19 protein-coding genes are annotated in these 18,900 nt (G+C 54.7%); all 19 read right to left on the bottom strand.

Annotated features, from left to right (window positions below; genetic code table 11):
- Positions 1–85: 85 nt before the first annotated feature.
- A complete protein-coding gene (locus tag DVA44_RS10330) occupies positions 86–2,191 on the bottom strand; it encodes a hypothetical protein (RefSeq protein ID WP_114386622.1) in 2,106 nt (701 codons plus the stop codon).
- Positions 2,192–2,246: 55 nt separating this feature from the next.
- A complete protein-coding gene (locus tag DVA44_RS10325) occupies positions 2,247–5,342 on the bottom strand; it encodes a host specificity factor TipJ family phage tail protein (protein ID WP_114386620.1) in 3,096 nt (1,031 codons plus the stop codon).
- Positions 5,339–5,719 (bottom strand): CHAP domain-containing protein, encoded by a 381-nt coding sequence (locus DVA44_RS10320; RefSeq protein ID WP_114386618.1) that lies wholly within the window; start codon positions 5,717–5,719, stop codon positions 5,339–5,341. The genes DVA44_RS10325 and DVA44_RS10320 overlap by 4 nt, the downstream gene beginning before the upstream one ends.
- A 9-nt stretch (positions 5,720–5,728) precedes the next feature.
- Positions 5,729–6,217 (bottom strand): DUF1833 family protein, encoded by a 489-nt coding sequence (locus DVA44_RS10315; RefSeq protein WP_114386616.1) that lies wholly within the window; start codon positions 6,215–6,217, stop codon positions 5,729–5,731.
- A complete protein-coding gene (locus DVA44_RS10310) occupies positions 6,214–6,681 on the bottom strand; it encodes a hypothetical protein (RefSeq protein ID WP_114386614.1) in 468 nt (155 codons plus the stop codon). Before DVA44_RS10310 ends, DVA44_RS10315 begins: the two co-directional genes overlap by 4 nt.
- Entirely contained in the window at positions 6,681–9,935 is a 3,255-nt protein-coding gene (locus tag DVA44_RS10305; protein WP_114386612.1) for a phage tail tape measure protein, read from the bottom strand. Before DVA44_RS10305 ends, DVA44_RS10310 begins: the two co-directional genes overlap by 1 nt.
- Positions 9,936–10,346: 411 nt before the next feature.
- The gene (locus DVA44_RS10295; RefSeq protein ID WP_210405531.1) at positions 10,347–10,640 is read right to left on the bottom strand and encodes a DUF4035 domain-containing protein; all 294 of its coding nucleotides are present in this window, start codon (positions 10,638–10,640) and stop codon (positions 10,347–10,349) included.
- Positions 10,641–10,651: 11 nt separating this feature from the next.
- Entirely contained in the window at positions 10,652–11,017 is a 366-nt protein-coding gene (locus tag DVA44_RS10290; protein WP_114386608.1) for a phage tail assembly chaperone, read from the bottom strand.
- 31 nt (positions 11,018–11,048) lie between these two features.
- Positions 11,049–11,762, bottom strand: a complete 714-nt coding sequence (locus DVA44_RS10285) for a phage tail tube protein (protein ID WP_114386606.1) — start codon at positions 11,760–11,762, stop codon at positions 11,049–11,051.
- 57 nt (positions 11,763–11,819) lie between these two features.
- Complete coding sequence (locus tag DVA44_RS10280; RefSeq protein WP_114386604.1) at positions 11,820–12,167, bottom strand: DUF3168 domain-containing protein; 348 nt, start codon at positions 12,165–12,167, stop codon at positions 11,820–11,822.
- Positions 12,164–12,610: an HK97-gp10 family putative phage morphogenesis protein gene (locus DVA44_RS10275; RefSeq protein ID WP_114386602.1), complete on the bottom strand. Its 447-nt coding sequence runs from the start codon at positions 12,608–12,610 to the stop codon at positions 12,164–12,166. The genes DVA44_RS10280 and DVA44_RS10275 overlap by 4 nt, the downstream gene beginning before the upstream one ends.
- Positions 12,607–12,945, bottom strand: coding sequence for a phage head closure protein (locus DVA44_RS10270; protein ID WP_114386600.1), 339 nt, complete (start codon positions 12,943–12,945; stop codon positions 12,607–12,609). The genes DVA44_RS10275 and DVA44_RS10270 overlap by 4 nt, the downstream gene beginning before the upstream one ends.
- 8 nt (positions 12,946–12,953) lie before the next feature.
- Positions 12,954–13,274: a head-tail connector protein gene (locus tag DVA44_RS10265; protein ID WP_114388399.1), complete on the bottom strand. Its 321-nt coding sequence runs from the start codon at positions 13,272–13,274 to the stop codon at positions 12,954–12,956.
- An 81-nt stretch (positions 13,275–13,355) separates the two neighbouring features.
- Positions 13,356–14,576, bottom strand: coding sequence for a phage major capsid protein (locus DVA44_RS10260; RefSeq protein ID WP_114386598.1), 1,221 nt, complete (start codon positions 14,574–14,576; stop codon positions 13,356–13,358).
- Positions 14,577–14,585: 9 nt separating this feature from the next.
- On the bottom strand, positions 14,586–15,185 hold the full coding sequence (locus tag DVA44_RS10255; RefSeq protein ID WP_114386596.1) for an HK97 family phage prohead protease: 600 nt from the start codon (positions 15,183–15,185) through the stop codon (positions 14,586–14,588).
- Positions 15,178–16,404: a phage portal protein gene (locus tag DVA44_RS10250; RefSeq protein ID WP_114386593.1), complete on the bottom strand. Its 1,227-nt coding sequence runs from the start codon at positions 16,402–16,404 to the stop codon at positions 15,178–15,180. Before DVA44_RS10250 ends, DVA44_RS10255 begins: the two co-directional genes overlap by 8 nt.
- On the bottom strand, positions 16,394–16,555 hold the full coding sequence (locus DVA44_RS25665; RefSeq protein WP_165718220.1) for a hypothetical protein: 162 nt from the start codon (positions 16,553–16,555) through the stop codon (positions 16,394–16,396). Before DVA44_RS25665 ends, DVA44_RS10250 begins: the two co-directional genes overlap by 11 nt.
- Complete coding sequence (locus DVA44_RS10245; RefSeq protein WP_114386591.1) at positions 16,552–18,285, bottom strand: terminase large subunit; 1,734 nt, start codon at positions 18,283–18,285, stop codon at positions 16,552–16,554. The genes DVA44_RS25665 and DVA44_RS10245 overlap by 4 nt, the downstream gene beginning before the upstream one ends.
- A complete protein-coding gene (locus tag DVA44_RS10240; protein WP_139157095.1) occupies positions 18,282–18,776 on the bottom strand; it encodes a phage terminase small subunit P27 family in 495 nt (164 codons plus the stop codon). Before DVA44_RS10240 ends, DVA44_RS10245 begins: the two co-directional genes overlap by 4 nt.
- Between the last annotated feature and the right edge of the window lie 124 nt (positions 18,777–18,900).

Below are 18,900 nucleotides of genomic sequence, written 5' to 3'. Positions count from 1 at the left end.
TCCTTTTTATTTTACTGTGTATTTATACAGTAGTTTTAAAGAGGGTGCAGATCAAGATTAAGTGAGCGGTTCTATATCTTAGGAATTACTTAGCTCCATACATCAGTGTTACGCTGATGCGCTGTGAAGTTCCGGATCTGTTCTCGACGTAGATTGCCCCGGCAGTTGAGCTTACGGTAATCTTTCCGTCCGTGCCGGTTGTGCCCGTCAGAACGAGCGTGCTCACATCAACACCAGATGATTTGCTTACTGAGGTGATTTGCGCCACCGAAACAGCTCGCGCGATGGCGATGAGGTATTCTGCCGGGCCTATGCTTACCATCAAAAATCCGGTAAACGCAGAAGCAGGCATGAAAACTGAAAATACTGCATCATCGGCAACGGTTGCATCGTAACTGATAGGGAAATTGGTATCCTTGATTGCGCCAGGAGACAAGGATACGTTGTTCATGGTGCCAATACGCTGGAATGGCGTGGCAACCCCCAGCACATCGACGGTTTGATCTACTATGATGCCATCAAGTGTTCCAGCGACACGCTCGAGCCTTACACCGACGCCGGTACCACCGAGAACCTTAGTATTGCAGACTGATATCCTCCGGGTAGCCCCCGTACCACCCTGCTTGATGCTGATCCCGTTGATAACCTTATCATTAGCCATAACCCCGTCGATCGACACGCCATCTACAGAGCCTGTCCCTGTGGTTTCAATGCTCACGACGGCAGGCGCCTCGAAACCAGATAATCCCCTGCAGTTAATATCATTGACCTTCACGCCGCTGATCTGCTTTGATTTAGCCGTAATGCTGACGGGAATGGACTTGCAGTTGCTGCGAACACCGGTCACGGTTGCTGAGGTAATATTGTTAACCCCCTGACCGCCGACGCTGACAATTGCCGCTGGCCCAAGGCCGTCACCAACCACCATCACATCTTCAACGAGGGCATCAGAGCCTTCAACGCAGATAACGCATGAGTTCGCACCTACATCAACACCTTCATCAAATGTGGCCCGGATCTGTTTGGCAGTGGATTTCCCTCCGGAGAGAAGGATGCTGTTTGAGGCCTTCCCCACCCATACATCATCCAGCTCAACCAGTTGCTGGTTAGAGTTGATAAACCAACCCGAACTGCGGAAGATCGTAGGGAAATTATCGGAAAGCTCAAATTGCATGCCAGAGAAGCGTACGCCATTAGCCTGGGCGGTAAATAAATCATAACCATTACCCAGCGCCTCGAAAATAGTACGACGCGATCCCAGGCAGCGTATCCATGTTGCCCGCGGCACTATCAGTCCGAAACCTATCGGATAACGACCGCTATCGAAATCGACGGAGCCTTCGCGTGAATTGTCCAGCGATGCAAACAGCTTTGCGAGTGCCGGTGCCTGATCTACACCGGCGTCATTAACAGGCACAACACCAAACCAGGAGGCGTGGACATCATGTGAATCTTCACCGCTGTCCTCATCATTACGCAATAAAACAGAGCCATCACCACGAAATATGTATTGCTTGGGCGACTCAATATTTCCGGTGATTGTCAGCGTATTGCCAGCAGGTATAGTGATATAGGCGCCATAATCGAAATACAGAGGCGCATCCAGGGTGCCAGTGGTAAACTCATGCTCACCGTTTGCCAGTCGTACATACCCTACCCCCGCAATCATCGCGGTAGCTCGTTCAAGAGATGATGCCCCTGGATAGTCCAGTATCGTTCTGAACTCCTGGTTTTTATCCTGCTGGGTTCGCCCGTTGTCAATGCCAATCAGAGCCGCCCCGGTCTGCTTTTTTAAATCCGCCCTTAACGAAGCATCTCCAACCCCAACCCATTTTCCCGGCCCGATTCCGCCCGCGCTTTCCGGAGTGGAACCAGGCGGGACAACTTTGGGCTGCGACCAGTCTCCATCCCAGCGGTAGTATTCGCCATTGCTTTCGAGCTGCAGAACAGTGTTAGGAGTGTGGAGGGTATAACCCTGCTCAAAAGATTTCGCCGTGATATAGCCATAATTAAGCATCGATTGCATTGCGAGAGATTCGATACCATACCAAGTCAGGCGATTTTTCCCAAAGCGATCCTGCCATATAGCCGCAGTAATGCTGTTAACTGCTGTGTCAAAGTTCTGCGAATTATCGAAGAGATCGTACGGACTGGAAGAACCCAATGGATTTTTCGTGAAATAGATTGTCATGCTCGCTCCGGGCATAAAAAAACCCGCCGAAGCGGGTTATCAGTTATTTTGATGTTTACGTGGCGTCACCGGGATAACTGGCGTCGTCGTATTGATATTTGCCGGGATGGTACTGAATAGCAGTAACGCTACTGGTGCCGTCGCTGCCCGGGGCAATCTCCCCAAGCAGGGCGTCATATCCCACGCGGGATGTTGAACAGAACAGGAGGCGCGGCGGCTCAATATATGGACTGTCCATCTCCCAATCCTCTGGCGCCAGCGCGGCACTGTACGGAATACGTAGCGTGTAATCATCAATGCGCGTAGGAACCAGCAACGCCGATGCCCGGCCGTCCTGGTGACGGATCACCACGCGTGGATTTGGAAAGCTCCAGTCCGGTGGCTCGCTGAGCGTCAGCGTGATCGCTGTGCTGTCCCAATTCATATCTGTAATTAGGCAGCTTAGGGTCTGACTGCCAGGAATGTCATCAGCAAGGATGATGCGATCCATAAACTGGTAGCATAGCGCATCCATTTCAGTGGTTGTGGTGTGCTGCAGGCGCTGCAGCCGATAACCCAGCAACCGACGCATGCCGATCCGATATGCCCGATCCCTGTCTACTACCCCTTCCAGTTTGTAATCTTCCACCTTGACGGGAGTCGGGTTTCCGGGCAACCGGCACTGAACAGTTTCTTCAGCCCACGTAGTGCCATTGATATAGGTGACATCGACCCCGCCGTAATCATCCTGACTCGGCGCCTTAAACGCGGTCTGCAGTTCTTCGGTAGTTTCCTGCGGGGTGATCATCCCCGTCCAGTTTTTCACCCCTTCACGCCCGGCGGACACCAGGCCATCTGACAGCAGGACGTAGCCCATCCCCGCCCCGGCGATGATCTTCAGCACTTCCAGTGCTGATTTACTATCACCGGTTGCCCAGTCGAACGTCTCACCGCGGGGCGTCCAGTAGTTCTGCTCCAGCGAATCGATCGCTGCATGGTCAATCTGTTCCGGCTTAAAGCCGAGTGATTCGAGAACGTGGTACAGCGCCCCGCTGATCGTGCGTGAGGCATGCCCGTCATAAAGTCGGGTGGGAGTGACGTTTATACGCCGGTCTGACTGCGCAGCCAGGCGGTTACCGGTCCTGACAGTCAGAGCCATTGTCGTGATACCTGGATAGCGACGCGGGCGCGACGACAACCTGGAGCGAAGCGCCTGCCAGAAAACCTGATCGCGCGTACTGCCGCCGGCTACCGGCTCCTTTCTTCTCATGCGGATTTCATACTGTCCTGCAGGAACGGCGAATGCCCGGGTAAACCCTATCTGATTTTCGGTTTTCCTCCTCCAGCTCAACACCTGTTCAGTCCATTCACCAGCAGTAGTCGCATCCCGATACTGGATGATGATCTCAACGGTCTTATTCTTCTTGTTCCCTTTATCGCTGTACTTAACCAGCCCGTTCTGAAAATTGAGGTTCACTTCAAACCGGGTTGTGGTTTCACCATCAGGACAAACGAGGAACGGGCCTACCCAGTCATAGTCATCATTTACCCCGGTAATACTGGCATCCAGTAAAGTACGGTCAGTAAATCCGGGCCATGTGCTGTCAACGGTCACTACTTCAACTGTGGCAGGTGGGATCCCCTGCTGTACCTGGGAAATTAAAACGCGCTCGACAGTAATGGTCTGGCTGTCCACGTCAGTAATCCGGTACTTGTTGTCGGCGTAGCCAATTGAGATGCGCTGTGTACCCGCCGGGATCCCTGTGAACGGCTTGCCGGTAGCGCTGTTGTAGGCGAGCGTAATATGGGCGCGAACTTCAGGTGTTCCGCCAGAAGATTTAACGCCCGGTGTGCTGACTGGCGTATTCCCAAACGCAGATTGTGGCAGGGTACTGTGAGTAATTGTATCGCCTGAGAAGGGACTGGAAGATTCAGTAATTTCGATTCGACCCGAGTTGTCGCGCGCGATCAACCCGGAGCCTGTCAGCTGAGATGTTATTGTTGAAACCAGCCCGCTCATGGTCACATAGTTTGTCAGCAGCGACACCGGCCACGTTGTTCCCTGCCACGTAATATTGAACGTCACCGGCGCTGTGGAGTAATCGTAAACCGAAGGGGCTGCGCTGGCCAGAACACTTGCCGCAGATCCGCCAACGCCTGGAACAGCAGCAACCCCTGGGATGTAACTTGCTATCACGAGATCATAATCAGTATTGTTGAAGCCCAGATTAACTGGCATGCCCACCACCGGGGACAGCTCGTCCATTTCACCGTAAATAACGTTGTAACCGCCCGAGTTCGAGACACTCCATGAGGCAGGGGCCTCAATAGTAATAATTGTGCCTGCAGCCCATGATTCCGGTACGTCCGAATCTTCATCGCTGCTACCCGTTGATATGAGCGTAACGGTGTTGCCACTGACCAGTACCGCGTCCGCGCTAATACCGACAGTTTGTGGTCCGCTCGAGCCCAGATCCAGGCCAGCGGTACCTGATGTGGTGTTGCCAACTTCGCCGGAGTTGTACCAGTTCTCTGTCCGGCTGTCGGAAGAAACGTCCGCGCCGGGGGGATAGAGGGTGTAAGTCACATCATCACCGAAGGCAGAAATTGGTGTGTTACCTATTCTGATATCCGATTTAGGCAAAGAAACATTTCCAACGCCAACAGCGACGAACATGCTGGTAACGAAGCTGGTTTCGCCAACGAAGCGGCTGACCGGCTGCATGACATAGTCAGGCCAGACGCGGTACCGGCCAAAGATTTCCCGAATCGGGTCACCGAGTTTTGCCATGTTGGCTTTCGCCGGGTTGAGATCGAGCTGGTCACCGCTGCCTGGCTGGCTGGCGGCCCCCGTCTGCATAGTACTCATCATGTAAAGTGAGTACGCCGCAGAAGCTACCGCAACAGCAACAGCGGCCCATAGCGCAATTTCCACACCGGTGCCGTAAGGCACCGGATACATCCTGACATCACTGTCAGGGCGAATAGTGCACAGTGGCCACTCAACTGGCGGAACAGGAACACCGGCAATTTCCACCGCTATTGGGTGCTGCTGCTCTGGCGTCCATCCCTTAACGTTCTGTGCCAACCAGGCGCTGATTGTCAGCGTTTCATGAAGGTGGGTTTCCAGTGGCTCGCCAGGCAGCCGGGAAGGAAAGATTCGTATCGTCACTGATAGTACTCCAGGCAGACAAAGCGGCGCGCAAACCGCGCCAGCGGCAGGAAGGTCACGTTAGTGCGGGGATTGCACTCGGCAGCATGCAGCATGCCGTCAATCTCCACGACGATCGCGACATGCGTAACCACAGAGCCGGAGTAACAGGCAATGCCCGCGCCCGGCGCAGGATCGCAACGTTGCAGGTCGGTCATCAGCCCGCGCGCCTCCCGGTCGAGGCCGTTATCGTCTTTTGTGACCCCCGTGAATTCAGGCCAGGGCTTCAGGCCCAGATCGCGCCGAATTTCGTTAACGATGCCAAAGCAGTCGAGCGCAGGGAAAGCGCGCCCGCCTTTCAGCCAGGTAACTGAACGGTATTTGTCAGGATTGAACATAGTGATGTCCTACTGGAGGTAACGAAGGCCCGGGAAGTCCGTCAGTGTGTAACGGTAGCGCGGCCACGATGTATCGAGAATATTCATGTAGCCAGCGGTGATCTGCACCTCTGTTGCAGTCCAAGAACCCTCTTTGATCGCCAGGGTGAACGGCGGTGACGCGGGAGCCGACAAATCAGTGGAAACATACCGTCGAAAGGTCAGTGATGCATTGCTCAAATTGTCGAGCGCATTACGGATCGCCGTTGATACAATGCCGTCGATATTGCTGATGGCGAATTTAAGATCCTGCGTGCCGTCGGCGTTGCGCGCTGGCAGCGCCACATCAATGGCAGAACCGGTGAATGTCGCCTCGCTGCCCGTTTCCAGGGTAACGGTTATGTCGTTCCAACCGCGGGTCAGCCAGTAATCCTGACCACCAACGGTGATTTGCAGCGTGTCCAGAATCACCTCATCGCCGCCGGATGCATAAAGCCGGTTGAGAACTGCGCTGGTCATGCTTCTGGCCACTCCTTATTCAAAGCCAGATCGATAATATCGGATCCCGCCACCAGTTCAGGGAAAAGCCCCCAACCTGGCGGAAGCAAAGGACGTTCCCATAATTCAAGCTGAGCGCTGTAACGCCAATATTTTGGAGAAACCAGCGTTGGCCCCTCATAAATGTCGGTGAAACGGCATTTGTACGTTTGCTGGCAGCCCAGCGGGGTTTGCAGTCTCATCAGAAACCATGCGGCCCCATCTGTTAGCGCATCACGAAACCAGGCTTCAAAAAGCTGTGCCTGATTATGCTTCGTGAAAATCCAGTTCACGTTGGCAATGGTCGGTGTTGACGTATATTTTCGCCGCTGCCGGGCGCGGCCGGATGTGGTTTCAGTTCGCTTTAGGGGGCTGACAGGTTTGAAGCCATATCCATCCTGCAGCGGCATTGGCAGGTAATCATGTGGGTAGACAATATCTGCCATTATCCTCGTCTCCGGTTCGGGTAAACGGACTGCAGCGCCCGGCCAAAGTCCCCGTCAGGTTTGACAACCTGGGAGGCCAGTTCTTTACGGAGCGAAACGGCTAATTGCCGGTTCCGCTGGTCGATAGCCATTAACGTCGCGTCGTCGGGTTTGCCGGTGAATGAATTTTGAATATGGAAGGTGCCGCCTGCAGAAGCCTGCCGTGACTGCTGCACCCTCTCCAGGGTCGCGTCAAGCTTGGCCGACGTGCTGGCCGTGACCACGCGTTCTCCCTTTTGCAGTAACCACGTGCCTGTTTCCGGCACCCGGTCAATCCCGTCGTGCGCCATGCCTGCGAGTGTCTGCCCGGCAATCATGGCCACTGAGGCGTAGCCTACTGCGCGAATCGCGGTTGCCGCCGGGATCCCCATAATCATGCCGCCTTCAGCCATAGCTTTAGTTGCTGCCAGCTCGGTGTTGATCACGGCCTGGGCCATAGCAGCGGCCTTGCTGGCAATGAACAATGTTTTGTAAGCGAGACTGCCTTCCTGACCGATGCTCTGCAGCAGTTGCGCCGACTGGCCAGCGAGATCTGAGAACATGGAAAGGCTGGCTGATGTGTAACCGGCCTGAATATCCTCAAGCCGTGTGGCGTTCGTCTTATTAATTTCAGCAACACGGTCGGCATAGGTTTGCTCGTTGATCTCTTTCTCATCGAGCAATTTTTTCTGCATTTCAAGTTGAGTAGAGTGCCATTTATCCAGTTCTTTTTGCGCCTCCGCAACCCGGATGAGTTCGCCACTCGCGCCGCCGACAGACGCATCGATACCACCGAACTTGGGCGCTTCCTGAACCGACGCCTTGGAGATGCGCTCCATGGTTTTACGGTATTCTTCAGTCGCAGGTGCGGCCTCCCGCAGCAACTTGATACGTTCCTTGGTAGTGTTTAGCAGCGCCTCCTCTGGCTTCAGTAATTCCTCATTCAGAGATTTCAGACGTTCAACTGCATTGAGGTGATCAAGCGCAGCGGAATTACGCAGCAGTTCGGCCTTTTGGCTTTCAGTTAAAGCGGCCAATTCACCTCGGGTAACCTGGTATTTTGTTTTGGCGAGATCAGTGCTTTGACCGGATAGAGCGATCTGCTCCTGTTGCTGACTGATAAGCCGCTTATAGGTTTCTTCCAGCTTCTCTGATGCTTTTTGCTCGTCAGACTTGGGCGTTTTTTTCTCAGGTTTGCTGGCCTCGTTATTGCGCCAGGCTTCCAGACTTGTGCCAATGTAATTCTGTCGGGCAGTCTGGAATTCGGGATCGCTGGTGAGGCCAAGAGCATCAGCAGAAAAACCAAGACGCGCTCGCTCGCGCGCTTCGCCTTTGAGTTTTGACAGCTCAAGGTCCTGCCTTGCCTTCTCTAACGCATCCGCCTGTTTTCCGCTAATTTCAGCTTGTGGAATTCGCATCGGCGTTACGGCCAAACCCTGTCGTGCTGCCAGCAGACTGTTACCAAGACCCAGAAGGCGGTTAAATTCTGTATGCTGACCATTCATCATGATGAGCGATTGATAAACAGCATTTTGCTGCCATGCCTGCTCACGAATTAAGTCATTACGGCGCCGCTCAATTTCTTCCAGAGTTTGTTGTATACCCTGAGATTTCCCGCGCAATTCATTCAGCCGGCCCTCTTCAACGCTTAACTGACTTGTAGCGATGGCAATGGCCTTCAAAATATTCTGCTCGTTCTCGCTGGTTATCCCCGGCTTACCGCGCGCAGAGTTCAAATCATTAATCTGGGACGTTACTGATTTGACTTTTTCGGCCTGCTCGGAGATTAGTCGGTTTTGCTCAACAAGGGCATCCACCGTTTTACTGCGATTTGTGTCCGTCTCGGACAAAGACATCTGTGCGGTCTTGGCCCTGATCTGATCAATTTGACTGGCATATTCCTGAGCAGATCGCCGCGCTTCCTCCTGGTTAAGGTACATTGTGTACCATGCGCCAGCACCCAGCATCACCAGGCCGGGCACTCCACCTATAAGCCCCAGCGCGCCCCCCATTAATCTGGAACCAACGGCTGTCACGTTATTCAGCGCGCTCTGCGCGGCCGTCCTGGCGGCAATGTTGCGGCTCAATGACTGCTGGGTAGCTGAAAGACGTTTTTCTGCCGCCGCCTGAGCGTCTGTACCACGTGCGGCCACCAGCGCCTGCTGGGCGCGATAGACAGCTGCGCGAGAACGCGCCGTGCTTATCTGCGTTCCTCTCACTTGGGCTTCGGCCAGGGCGACCTCGCTTTTAGCGGCATTCAACACGCCAGCGGTCGCTGATGCGGTACCTGATACAATGCCACCAAGATATCTCGCCAGCCCGACGGCAACCAGTGCACCTGCAGCTGTTGCCACTGAATCAATATTTTCGGCGAGGGAGTCGAGTCCGCCGGCCAGGGAACTGGTTGCACCGCTCGCCTCATTGGCACCACCGACCCAGGCCATAAAGGCGTTTTCCACACGCTGCGCGGATGCCGCGACGGTAGCGCCCATCTGGGCACCCTCAGCTCGTACCCTAGACAGCTGGCCAAGCAAAGCCGGCATCACAGTGTTTGCCGTAAGTTGCCCTGCCTCCGCCATTGCGCGCAACTGCCCGACGTTAACGCCAAGGCCATCAGCCAGCGCCTGGGCGAACCGCCCGCCGTTCTCCATAATTGAGTTAAACTCATCCCCGCGCAGCACGCCCGACGCCATCGACTGACCGAACTGGGTGATCACCGCAGAGGCTTCGCTCGCACCGGCACCAGAAAGTCTGAGTGTCGTGGCCACCAGCTCCGTAATCTTTGCTGTATCGGAGGCTGTATAACCCAACTGCTTAAGCGACGACGACATGCGCGAAAACATATTGGTATTTGCCTCAACACTAGTTCCTGTGCGCTGGCTAATATCCATCAGTACACGCTGGTTCTGAGTGAACTCTTCAGCGCTGCCCGAGGCAAGTTTCAGGCGACTATTGAGCTGCGTCCAGGTATCGGCATAGTTGATCAGCTGTTGGGTTGCGAACGCACCAGCAAAAGCCCCACCCAAGCCCATTGCTGCAGATTTTGTTTCATTAAGTTGAGCCGACACTTCAGCCAGGGCTGTGCGGGTTTCGCGTGAAGCGGCCGCAGCCTGCCGTCCACCGTTCTGCATGGTTTTGTAGTAATCAGCCCCCATGCGGGAGGCTCGAGATATTTCCGTCTGGAATGATTGCGAATTGGCGGATATTTTAATAATCAACTCACGTAATGTTGCCATTACTATTCTCCAGGCGAAAAAAAACCTGCTGAGCAGGTTTTTTAAGGTTATAAATTAATCGGAAACTTTGTCTATGAAATCTCTTAGGGCTCGAGACTTATTACATGATTCAAGATTAACGGTCATGCCTGACTCTTTTTGCTTCTGACAAAAAGAGTAATAGTCATCGTTTGTTTTGACGTAACCCATAAATTTAAAAAATGCCCTTTTGCAAAGCTCTGGGTTGGCGTGCTCAGCGCAAATTGTAGAGGCATAGGTCTGCAACTCGCTTGGCTCCAATGGATTCAGAGTTTGTGTGGCGTTTGATGTACAGCTGAAACCCAAAATCATTAAACACAGTACTATCTTCTTCATTTTTCTTACCAAAGCATAAAAAATAGGAGCCGATCCTATTGTTTTATAATTTATTTGTCACTGTGCAGCGACAGTAAATGCGGCTTCCAATCCTGCGAATGGATCCTTTTGGCTGGCCCCTTCCGCATCACCCGCCCACTGAATGACTGCTTCGTCTATAGGCACTTTAAAGCCCTGCGCCCCATAGATTGCCGAAACAAGCTGGGCATTATGAATATCGGCCCGGACATCCCCGACCGGGCTGATACGATCGTATTCAGCCCACATAAGTAATTCACTGGGGGCCATGGTTTGGCGCAGCTCCGCCAGGGTACGCCCCATCCGCAGAGCTAGCGCCATCAGAAACTTCATGCCCGGCGTGGCTACTTTTTTTTGGCGTCGTCGCTGCTGGTTATCAGATCCAGAGCCTGCTTCAGCAGTCGGGAGTGAACCGGGCCGTATACGCCCTGCACCTCTTCGGCATCTTCAGGCGTAAAAACGGGCTCCTGATTTTCGTCACAGACCACATCGATAAACAGCGTCACGTCGGCACGCAGGTTACGCATGGCCTTCTCGGAGACGGAAAGCTCTTCATCGCTCTCTTTAACGATCTCTTGCCAGCGGAGCCAGGCTTCTGCTGATGGCTCGCGCAGGATCACCCTGGCGCCACCCCACTCTTTTACGGATTCAGTTTTGTTCCGGAACCCAGACAGTCTGGCCAGCGCCAGTTCGCGAATATTTTTACCCATAACTTTTTTCGCCGGTTACCCGGCGCTCCGGTTAGCTGATTTCGACGTCACAAACAGTGGAGACAATGGTGGTGCCCACGGAGTCAGTAACGATCACCTGCCGGTGACCGCTTGCTGTCGCCTGTGCATTATCAAAATCAATAGTGGTTGTAGCATTACTCAGGCCGGAATGAGCGCCGTTTTTATACCAGTCATAACGGTATGGCGGTGTACCGCCGGTAACCACTACGCCAAGCGAAAAGTCATCGCCAACCGCAGCAACTTTGGTTGCTGGCAGATCGGTGGTGAATGCCAGGGCAACTGCTGGCGGCGCCACGATGCGGGTTGGCTTACCTTTCAGGCGTAGCGCGAACGTAGCGGCGACAACGCCGTTTGTACCTGATGACCACGTGTGCTGGCGTACTTCAGCAAAAAACTGGAAACCTACACCGGATGGGAAAGTGATGCGGAAGCCGTACACGGTGTCATTGTCGTAAGCATCACGCAGCGCTGCCTGCCCTGGGTTTTCTTTGAAGTTCCCAGAAAGAGACATCTCAGAGGCAGCAGCCAGGCCATTGATATTTTCCTGCTCGTCAGAGCACAGGGTTGTAACGTCAATATCCTGCTTCTGCCCCGCGGTGAACTGCGCCTCTTTAAGTGTGCAATTCAGCGGCAGGAAGGTGGCGGTATCTACCGTAACGGGTGTGGCGGGTACCGAAGTGATCTCTATCTTCGTACCCTGCGATTTCTCATACTGAGAGCTCATTGGCTGTCTCCTGAAAATAAGAAACCCGCCGGAGCGGGTGATTGTAAAGTTGTCGGCTTACCAGGTTACGCTGGCCTCAAATGTGGAGCGATAAAGTTGGGAGTCCGGTTCGTAATCCTGATATTTACGGATCTCGGTGATGCCGAGAGGAGTAAGCGCTTCAATGGCAAGGCGACGGAGTTCTCGCGCGCCGTCCACAGTTAACGCATAAACATCGATCTGAATGGTGGTCATTGACTCTGCGGCGCCACAGAACACATCAGCAGAATTTTCCTGCGGCAGTGAGAAGACCAGCCAGGGAGGTGAGATCGAGACATTCCCATCCGGCGATAAAGGTGCGACGTATGGGTAAACCTGTCCGCCAGCCAGGCTGGAAAGCGGCAGATAAAGATCAGCTTCAGTCATTTGCTCAGCACCTTATCGATCGCCTGATTCATGCGCTGAACCGCAGCTGCATAAGCTTCATCCTCACGGGCATCATAAGCGGGCCTGACGAATGGATGAGGTGCCAGTTTGGACGTGCCGAGTTCCACAAAGCGCCAGTAAAAAGCGTTGCGTGGGTTGGATGCCTTCATCGTATTGTCGCTTCCGCCAGTTCGGGGGTTAACGCCTCTGATATGGACCCCAGACGTGATTTCTCCGCTTCGGCCACGCTGTGTTACCACCACTACATTTCGTCGTAGTTTTCCGGTATCCACCGGAGCCCGGCCAATAACCTCCTCACGCAATATGCCAGCGCCAGCCCGAGTGGCATCACGAAGCACTTTGTTGTTCTCAGCTTTGCTCAGCCGGGTAAGGTCGCGGGCGATATCCTCAAGCCCTGAGAAGTCCAGATTTAGATCGATCACTTTTCAGTACCTCTCTTGCAAAGAATTTCCAGGCGAGCGCCCTTCCTGTCAGGAATTGGTTGGCCAACAACGTTAAGCAGCGCGCCGGCAAGCGGTCCCGTTAGTATCTTTAGCCGTGAAGCGGCCGATATGTCCTTACGAAAACGCATCCATACCCTGACTGTTGCCTCAGGCGACTCAGCGCCGGCGGAAAGCTGCTCGCGGCCACTGACCGCCAGAACTTCACCCCATACCGTTTCACCATCAGACCATTGCTCAACGGGCTGACCGGAGGGGGATCGGATGGTTACATAATTCTGAATGATGACGCGGTGCCGCAGCCTGCCTGCCTGCATATCACCTCCTACAGCGCAATGAATCGGTAAGGTTCAAGAAGAGACTCAAAGCCAAATGGCAGCGTCGACACGATATTGCCGATGTTCACTGGCTCTCTGTTTTCGTACCAGTGCCCCACCAGCAGCATAAGCGCCAGTTTGACGTCATCTTTGATAACCAACCCATCCGGATCATTTGTTGGAAGCGCATCATCATAGAGCTGGCGATTCGTGTAGCTCTCAGCCTTACGACGCGCCGCACCGATGTAGATCTCCAGAAGCTGTTTATCCCCAGGATCGTCGCCATCAATACGGCATTGCACTTTGCACTCGTCAATGGTTAGTGCCATGGCCTTTCTCCAGCCCGCAACCATCAGATTGCGGGCATAAAAAAACCGCTTTCGCGGCATTCGTTATCGCAGTTCTATAAATTACGGCGCTTTACCCACCAGTGCTTTAATGGCTGCGGTATCTTCCAACACACAGTCGAAGCGGTGGAACGCCAGGAACGCGGTCTGATCATATTCGGCGTAACGTTCAACCAGGCGCTTGAGGGTCATATAGGAAACGCGGCGAACGATGAAGCGATTAAAATCACCCAGGAAAATAAATTTCTTACTCGCCGCCGCCGCATCAATTGCCTGATCGATCACATACGGAATACCCAGAACGGTCGCCGGGGAACCGCCAACAACATCCGGCAGCCACAGCGGGCGTTTCTGATCATCAACCATCTCTTCAATGACCTGAAGAGTGCCGTCATTAAATGCCCAACGGAATTTAGGTCCGCTGCGGTATGCCGGATCAATCGCGTGTTTCAGGTTGTTCATTTCCTGCCAGGTGAAGGTTGCTGCCGCCGCTGCAGACACTGTCCCGGTTACTGAAGCCGCGAGTCCCTTTGGCTGCAGCGGTGTGCCTGCACCCGTACCCTGGACCAGGTACTTAGCTTCGCCTCGGCCAATACGCTGTGCAATACGCCCCGCCAGGTATGCTTCAATATCTACGCCGCTGTCCTGCAGCAGTTCGTTAGAGACGCGGATGATTTTGGATGACAGCTTTTTGGCACCCAGGATCGCCGTACCGAAGGTCACATCACCTTCACTGGCCGCAGTGTTTTCAGCGAGCAGCTCGCCTTCTTCAGCGGTCCCGTCAGAAGTGGACCAGGTAATATCCTGACCGTTCGAGGTATTAAGAATCTGGGCAACGCTCGCGATCCCGCCGTAAGCCTTCATCGCATCAATGATGGTGTTACGCATCTGGGTAGGGACGGTATAGCCGCCTTTGTCATCAGGAGACGTACCCTGCGCGCGCAGCTCTTTAACGGCCTGGCGCTCTTCGGCGGTGAGTTCACCGAAGCCATGGCGGAGAAGGCGATCAAATGCCGCGGCGCGGCGCTCGTCTGCCTGCTTCTCCGGGTTAATCTGGCGCTGACGCTGCTCCGGCTCCTGCTCGTCAATGTAGCTCTGATCGTGACGGCGCAGCTCTTCTTCGCGGCCGATTTGTTCATCGAGAGCATCCAGCTCGTGTTTTGCTTTATTCCACTGAGTGCGCTGCTCTTCAGTCCAGGTGGTATTTTCAGGGATCCCCTCATGCAGAGCACGCATCTCGCGGGCAATGGTGTTACGTTTTTGCTTCAGTTCATGCAATTTCATGGTTTTTCCTTACGCGTTAAGAAGAGTCAGCATGCGCTCGCGCGCCGTTCGTTGGTTAATGGCTTGCGCCAGCGCGCCGCTGTCGCGCGCCTCCTGCCAGGCTTTCATGGAGCGAACTCCGGAATCGGCATCCTGATAGGCCGGATAGGTCACCGGGCTTACATCAAAGAGCCGGGAAAAGCGGTTAATCTCGCGAATGACGATGCCCTCATCGTCCTGATACCAGTGCTCGCCATCGTGGGCGATCCTGAATGCGAAAGACGACTGAGTGATATCGCCGCGCATCATCGGTGCCAGCACCAGATCACGGATGGTCTGAGTGTCAGGGGCCGCGATGTCGTAGCGAAGCCCTTTATCATCGACACTGACGCTCAACGTACCGGAAGCGCTGCGCCCGAGAATAAAGTTCGGGTCATGGTTAAACAGCCCGCGGATATCGTCACCCAGCACGTCATCGAAAGCGCCGGGTTTAATAATCTCGCGGAATCCCCAGAGGGGTTCGGAGCGGCTGTTAAACACCGATCCGTAACCGATAATGCGCGTGGGCTGTTCCCCCAGCTGTTCGGCTCGGACCTCACCGCTGTAACAGCGAGTCTCGCGATCACTCATCGGTTTTTTCCTTTTCGGTTTTGGTGGTTTTGAAATCGTCCGCCGGGTTGGCGGCGTTTACGCTGACGAGCATTTCGTCCAGGCCGTCGACCGGGTTCATATCCTCGAAAGCGCGGGCTTCGTTGCGGCTCATCCAGCCATCGGTGATCGCAAAGTGGTAGAACTGCGCGCGTTCCTGCGGGGTGCCGCGTAACAGGCCAGTAAGGTTAAACCGGACGTAATACCCGGCGGCCAGTTCGGCACGGGTAAACAGGCGGCGGTTAAGCTCCTGCTCCCAGTTCGTCACCCAAGGCATCATTGAGTAGCGGACAAACTGAATGGCCTGCTGCGTGATGTTGCTGAATGAGGCTTTTTCCAGGTCGTTGATCATGTGCGCCGGCACGTTAAAGATCCCGGCAATCATCGAGCGGTTGAGCTTTGACATGTCGATGATCTGGGCGTCAATCGGCGACACAGTCAGCGCCTTGTAATCCAGATCCGCAGGCAAGAGCATGGTTTTGTTTTCCTGGCTGCGTAATGCCTGCGACGCCTTCTGCCACTGTTCTTTAAGCCAGCCCCAGCTATCTTTGTTGAGCGCGCTTTTAACGGACACGATCCCGGCCGGGCGGGCATTTCCGCTGAAGAAGCTTTCCGTATACTTCTGCCCGCTCATGCCCATGCCAATTGTTTCGGCGTGCTGCATCACCGGACTGAGGCCCATTTTCTGGTTATTTCCCAGCGCCCGGATGTGGATCATGTCGTCGGGGCTGATGGCAAAAGCCCCCTCTTCGTTGTAGAGCCCGTAGGTGTAGCGCCCGCCGGTATTAATCAGGTTCGTTTCCCACGGCATGCAGCAATCGAGGGAGGTCACTTCACCGCGGCGGCTGCGCTTAACCCAGGTGTACCCATTGCCCCAGCCGAGGATGTGACGTTGCTTCAGTTCGCGCCACTTATAGCTGGTCTGCCAGGTGTTCGGCTCATCGTGAACCAAATAAAACGCCGGATGATCCCGCGCTGGCTCGACCCTGCCGTTGTGCTTTCGCATGACATGCAGCGGCATCTGCGCGAGGTTTGATGACAGAACGTAAATACAGGCATACACCGCCGCCAGCTTCATCGCCGTTTCAGGGCTTACGTATACATCCGCCCTGAATAATCCCTCCATATCAACTGCATCACCGGTTATTGGCGTACCGGGATTTTCGAGCGACTCACTTCTGAACAGAGAATCAAGCAGCACGCTTCCCCCTTCTGGCCATAACCAGTGCCGCCACCAGCAGGAGTCCGCCGGAGAACATCAGTGCCGGAGCCAACCCGAACTGCAGGTAAAATCCGGACGTGAGCAGGCCGTAACCGGCCAGCCCGATTACATCGGTGATAAGTGATTTCATAGAATTAAGAACTCTTCGTCTGAATCGAGAGATGAAAGGAAATCACCAGGCTCTTTGAGCATTGCCCGCCCGATCGCCATAATCAGCGCAACCGCGCCGTCGATTTTGTTTTCGTTCTGCTCTTTGATGGGTTTAACCACATCGTCGTTACCAGGCAGATACTTGCCGACGACGTTACTGATACACCAGCTCATGATCGGGTTGCCGTCGTGATGAAAACGCCCCGACTCAATGGCGGCTTCCAGCTCCTTCATCGGGTCAGACATGTTGGTGTAGTTCTGGATGATGGTTACAGGGTTTAGCCCTTCATCGGCCAGATCGTGTGAAAGGCCGGTTGCGCCAAATGGATCAATCGGTGACTCACTGACCGGGTTCAGCTTATTCGCCGCCTTCGCCTCTTCAAGGATGTAGCGGTAATCCACCTCCGCCCCGTCAGTTACCGTCAGTAACCCCATCTCTACCCATTTTTGAAATCGCTCAGCAGTCCGGCGATCTTCGTTTTTTTCGACGCTGTACACCGTGTCATACGGCACCCAGAACCGCGGCGCCACGCAGTAATAATGTGTTTTCCCGTCAATCTCCCGGGTAAACAGTCGCGGCATGCTGTTCATGTCCAGTTTGCGCGCCAGGTCGAAGGCCAGCACGCAGGGTTGCCCCTCGAACTGTTCCAGCGTCAGCGTCTTGTCTTCGCAGTTCTGCCAGGATACCAGGTTGAAGAACGCGGCCCGGGCAGCGACCCAGATATTGAGGTGCTTCGTTTTGAACACACCCGCCTGGCGGGCATTATTGATAGCGCGCTGTTGCTGGCTCAGCAGGAAGTCGCGGTAGACCGACACCCCCATATTCGGGTTTGCCTTCTCCAGTACCTTCGGGTCGGTCCAGTCGTCACCTTCATCGACTGTATAAACCACGCCGAACAGCTCCTCGTTGGGCACCGAGCCGTTCAGCATTTCAATCACTTCTCGCCGCTTGTCGTAGCAGGGCCCCTCGATGTTGTAGCCCGCCGTGGTGATTGCCCACATTAGCGGCTGCCGACGGGCACCCATACCCGTTAGCATCGTGGTGTAGAGCGCATCGGTCGGGTGCTCGTGATATTCATCGACTATCGCGCAGTGTGGCGAGGCCCCGTCGCCGGGGTTGCCGATCAGCGGCTCGAAGCGGGCGCCGTCCTCCGGCCGGTTCAGGTTTGAAGCGTTGACCTCGATGCCGAACGCCTCCACTAACAGTGGGGTGCGTTTGCACATCAGGCGCGCAGGGCGGAATACTTCCCACGCCTGCTTTTCTGTTGTGGCGCCAGAATAGACCTCAGCACCGAACTCGTTGTCACAGGTGAAGCAGTAGAGCGCCACGCCAGCAGAGATCGCCGACTTGCCATTCTTGCGGGGGATCTCGGTATAAACCTCCCGGAAACGGCGAAGCCTTGTCCCCTTCTGCACCCAGCCAAAGGCACAGCAGATGATAAAGAGCTGCCAGGGTTCCAGGGTGATCGGCATCCGCTTGAATGCCCACTCCCCTTTGGTGTGCGGCAGCAGCTGGATAAACTTCGCGGCCTTCTCCGCAATGTCTTTGTCAAAGCGGTACCGGAATTTTCGGCTTTTCTCCTGAGCCATATCGTCGATATGGCGCTGGCAGGCCTGAATGACATACTGGCACGCCGGGATCTTCCCCCGCACAACGTTGCGGGCATACTGATTCGCGGCGTTAACGTTGGGATACGATTTCCGGCTCATGAGCTGATCATCTTCAGGAATGGGTTGGAGGTTTTCTTCTGACCGGCAAGCCCGACCAGACGCTGGCGACTGCTAGGGTCGAGGCCCAGCATTGAACCGGTAGAACTCATCTCCGATTCCTGTTCTTTCTTCGCAGTCAGCTCAGGGTTCTTTATCTTGCCGCCCATCGCACCGGTTATGGACAGACCTTCCACAGCGATATTCTTTACCGCCCGGCGCCAGAACTCGTACGCGACACACCAGCGCTCGAGCACCGCGAGATCGGTGACACAGATCAGGCCCTGCCCGCATAATTCTTTTGTGGTCAGCTCCCACATGATCGCCGCGAGCGGCAGATTCTCTTCTTCAAACCAGTCCGGCGGCGCCACGCCCTTGATGGGGGTGAACACCGGCTCTTCTTTATTCAGGGCTCGCTTACCGGGGTTTCCGGCCAGCTCCTTGCGCGCCGTTGGCTTTGGGCGGCGCCCGGAACGCCCCGCCGTTCCAGCCATAAGCGACACTCCTGGTTAAATTTGATTTTTCGCGGGTATAAAAAAACGAGGAGGCGGGCAGTCCGGAAGGCGGTCGGCCTCAGGGATTTGACCACCCCCTCCCCCGGCTCGATGCAATCGAGAA

This window comes from Leclercia sp. W17 (assembly GCF_003336325.1).
Classification (GTDB): domain Bacteria; phylum Pseudomonadota; class Gammaproteobacteria; order Enterobacterales; family Enterobacteriaceae; genus Enterobacter.
Note: the sequence above shows the minus strand (reverse complement) of the source record. Positions and strands in the feature narration are given on the sequence as shown.

Excerpts from the sequence above, each read along its gene's own strand:
- DVA44_RS10305 (WP_114386612.1), bottom strand. The coding sequence starts at position 9,935 with ATGGCAACATTACGTGAGTTGATTATTAAAATATCCGCCAATTCGCAA.
- DVA44_RS10245 (WP_114386591.1), bottom strand. The coding sequence starts at position 18,285 with ATGAGCCGGAAATCGTATCCCAACGTTAACGCCGCGAATCAGTATGCC.
- DVA44_RS10315 (WP_114386616.1), bottom strand. The coding sequence starts at position 6,217 with ATGACCAGCGCAGTTCTCAACCGGCTTTATGCATCCGGCGGCGATGAG.
- DVA44_RS10280 (WP_114386604.1), bottom strand. The coding sequence starts at position 12,167 with ATGACTGAAGCTGATCTTTATCTGCCGCTTTCCAGCCTGGCTGGCGGA.
- DVA44_RS10260 (WP_114386598.1), bottom strand. The coding sequence starts at position 14,576 with ATGAAATTGCATGAACTGAAGCAAAAACGTAACACCATTGCCCGCGAG.
- DVA44_RS10285 (WP_114386606.1), bottom strand. The coding sequence starts at position 11,762 with ATGAGCTCTCAGTATGAGAAATCGCAGGGTACGAAGATAGAGATCACT.
- DVA44_RS10265 (WP_114388399.1), bottom strand. The coding sequence starts at position 13,274 with ATGGCACTAACCATTGACGAGTGCAAAGTGCAATGCCGTATTGATGGC.
- DVA44_RS10255 (WP_114386596.1), bottom strand. The coding sequence starts at position 15,185 with ATGAGTGATCGCGAGACTCGCTGTTACAGCGGTGAGGTCCGAGCCGAA.
- DVA44_RS10290 (WP_114386608.1), bottom strand. The coding sequence starts at position 11,017 with ATGGGTAAAAATATTCGCGAACTGGCGCTGGCCAGACTGTCTGGGTTC.
- DVA44_RS10270 (WP_114386600.1), bottom strand. The coding sequence starts at position 12,945 with ATGCAGGCAGGCAGGCTGCGGCACCGCGTCATCATTCAGAATTATGTA.
- DVA44_RS10330 (WP_114386622.1), bottom strand. The coding sequence starts at position 2,191 with ATGACAATCTATTTCACGAAAAATCCATTGGGTTCTTCCAGTCCGTAC.
- DVA44_RS10295 (WP_210405531.1), bottom strand. The coding sequence starts at position 10,640 with ATGAAGTTTCTGATGGCGCTAGCTCTGCGGATGGGGCGTACCCTGGCG.
- DVA44_RS10240 (WP_139157095.1), bottom strand. The coding sequence starts at position 18,776 with ATGGCTGGAACGGCGGGGCGTTCCGGGCGCCGCCCAAAGCCAACGGCG.
- DVA44_RS25665 (WP_165718220.1), bottom strand. The coding sequence starts at position 16,555 with ATGAAATCACTTATCACCGATGTAATCGGGCTGGCCGGTTACGGCCTG.
- DVA44_RS10320 (WP_114386618.1), bottom strand. The coding sequence starts at position 5,719 with ATGTTCAATCCTGACAAATACCGTTCAGTTACCTGGCTGAAAGGCGGG.
- DVA44_RS10310 (WP_114386614.1), bottom strand. The coding sequence starts at position 6,681 with ATGGCAGATATTGTCTACCCACATGATTACCTGCCAATGCCGCTGCAG.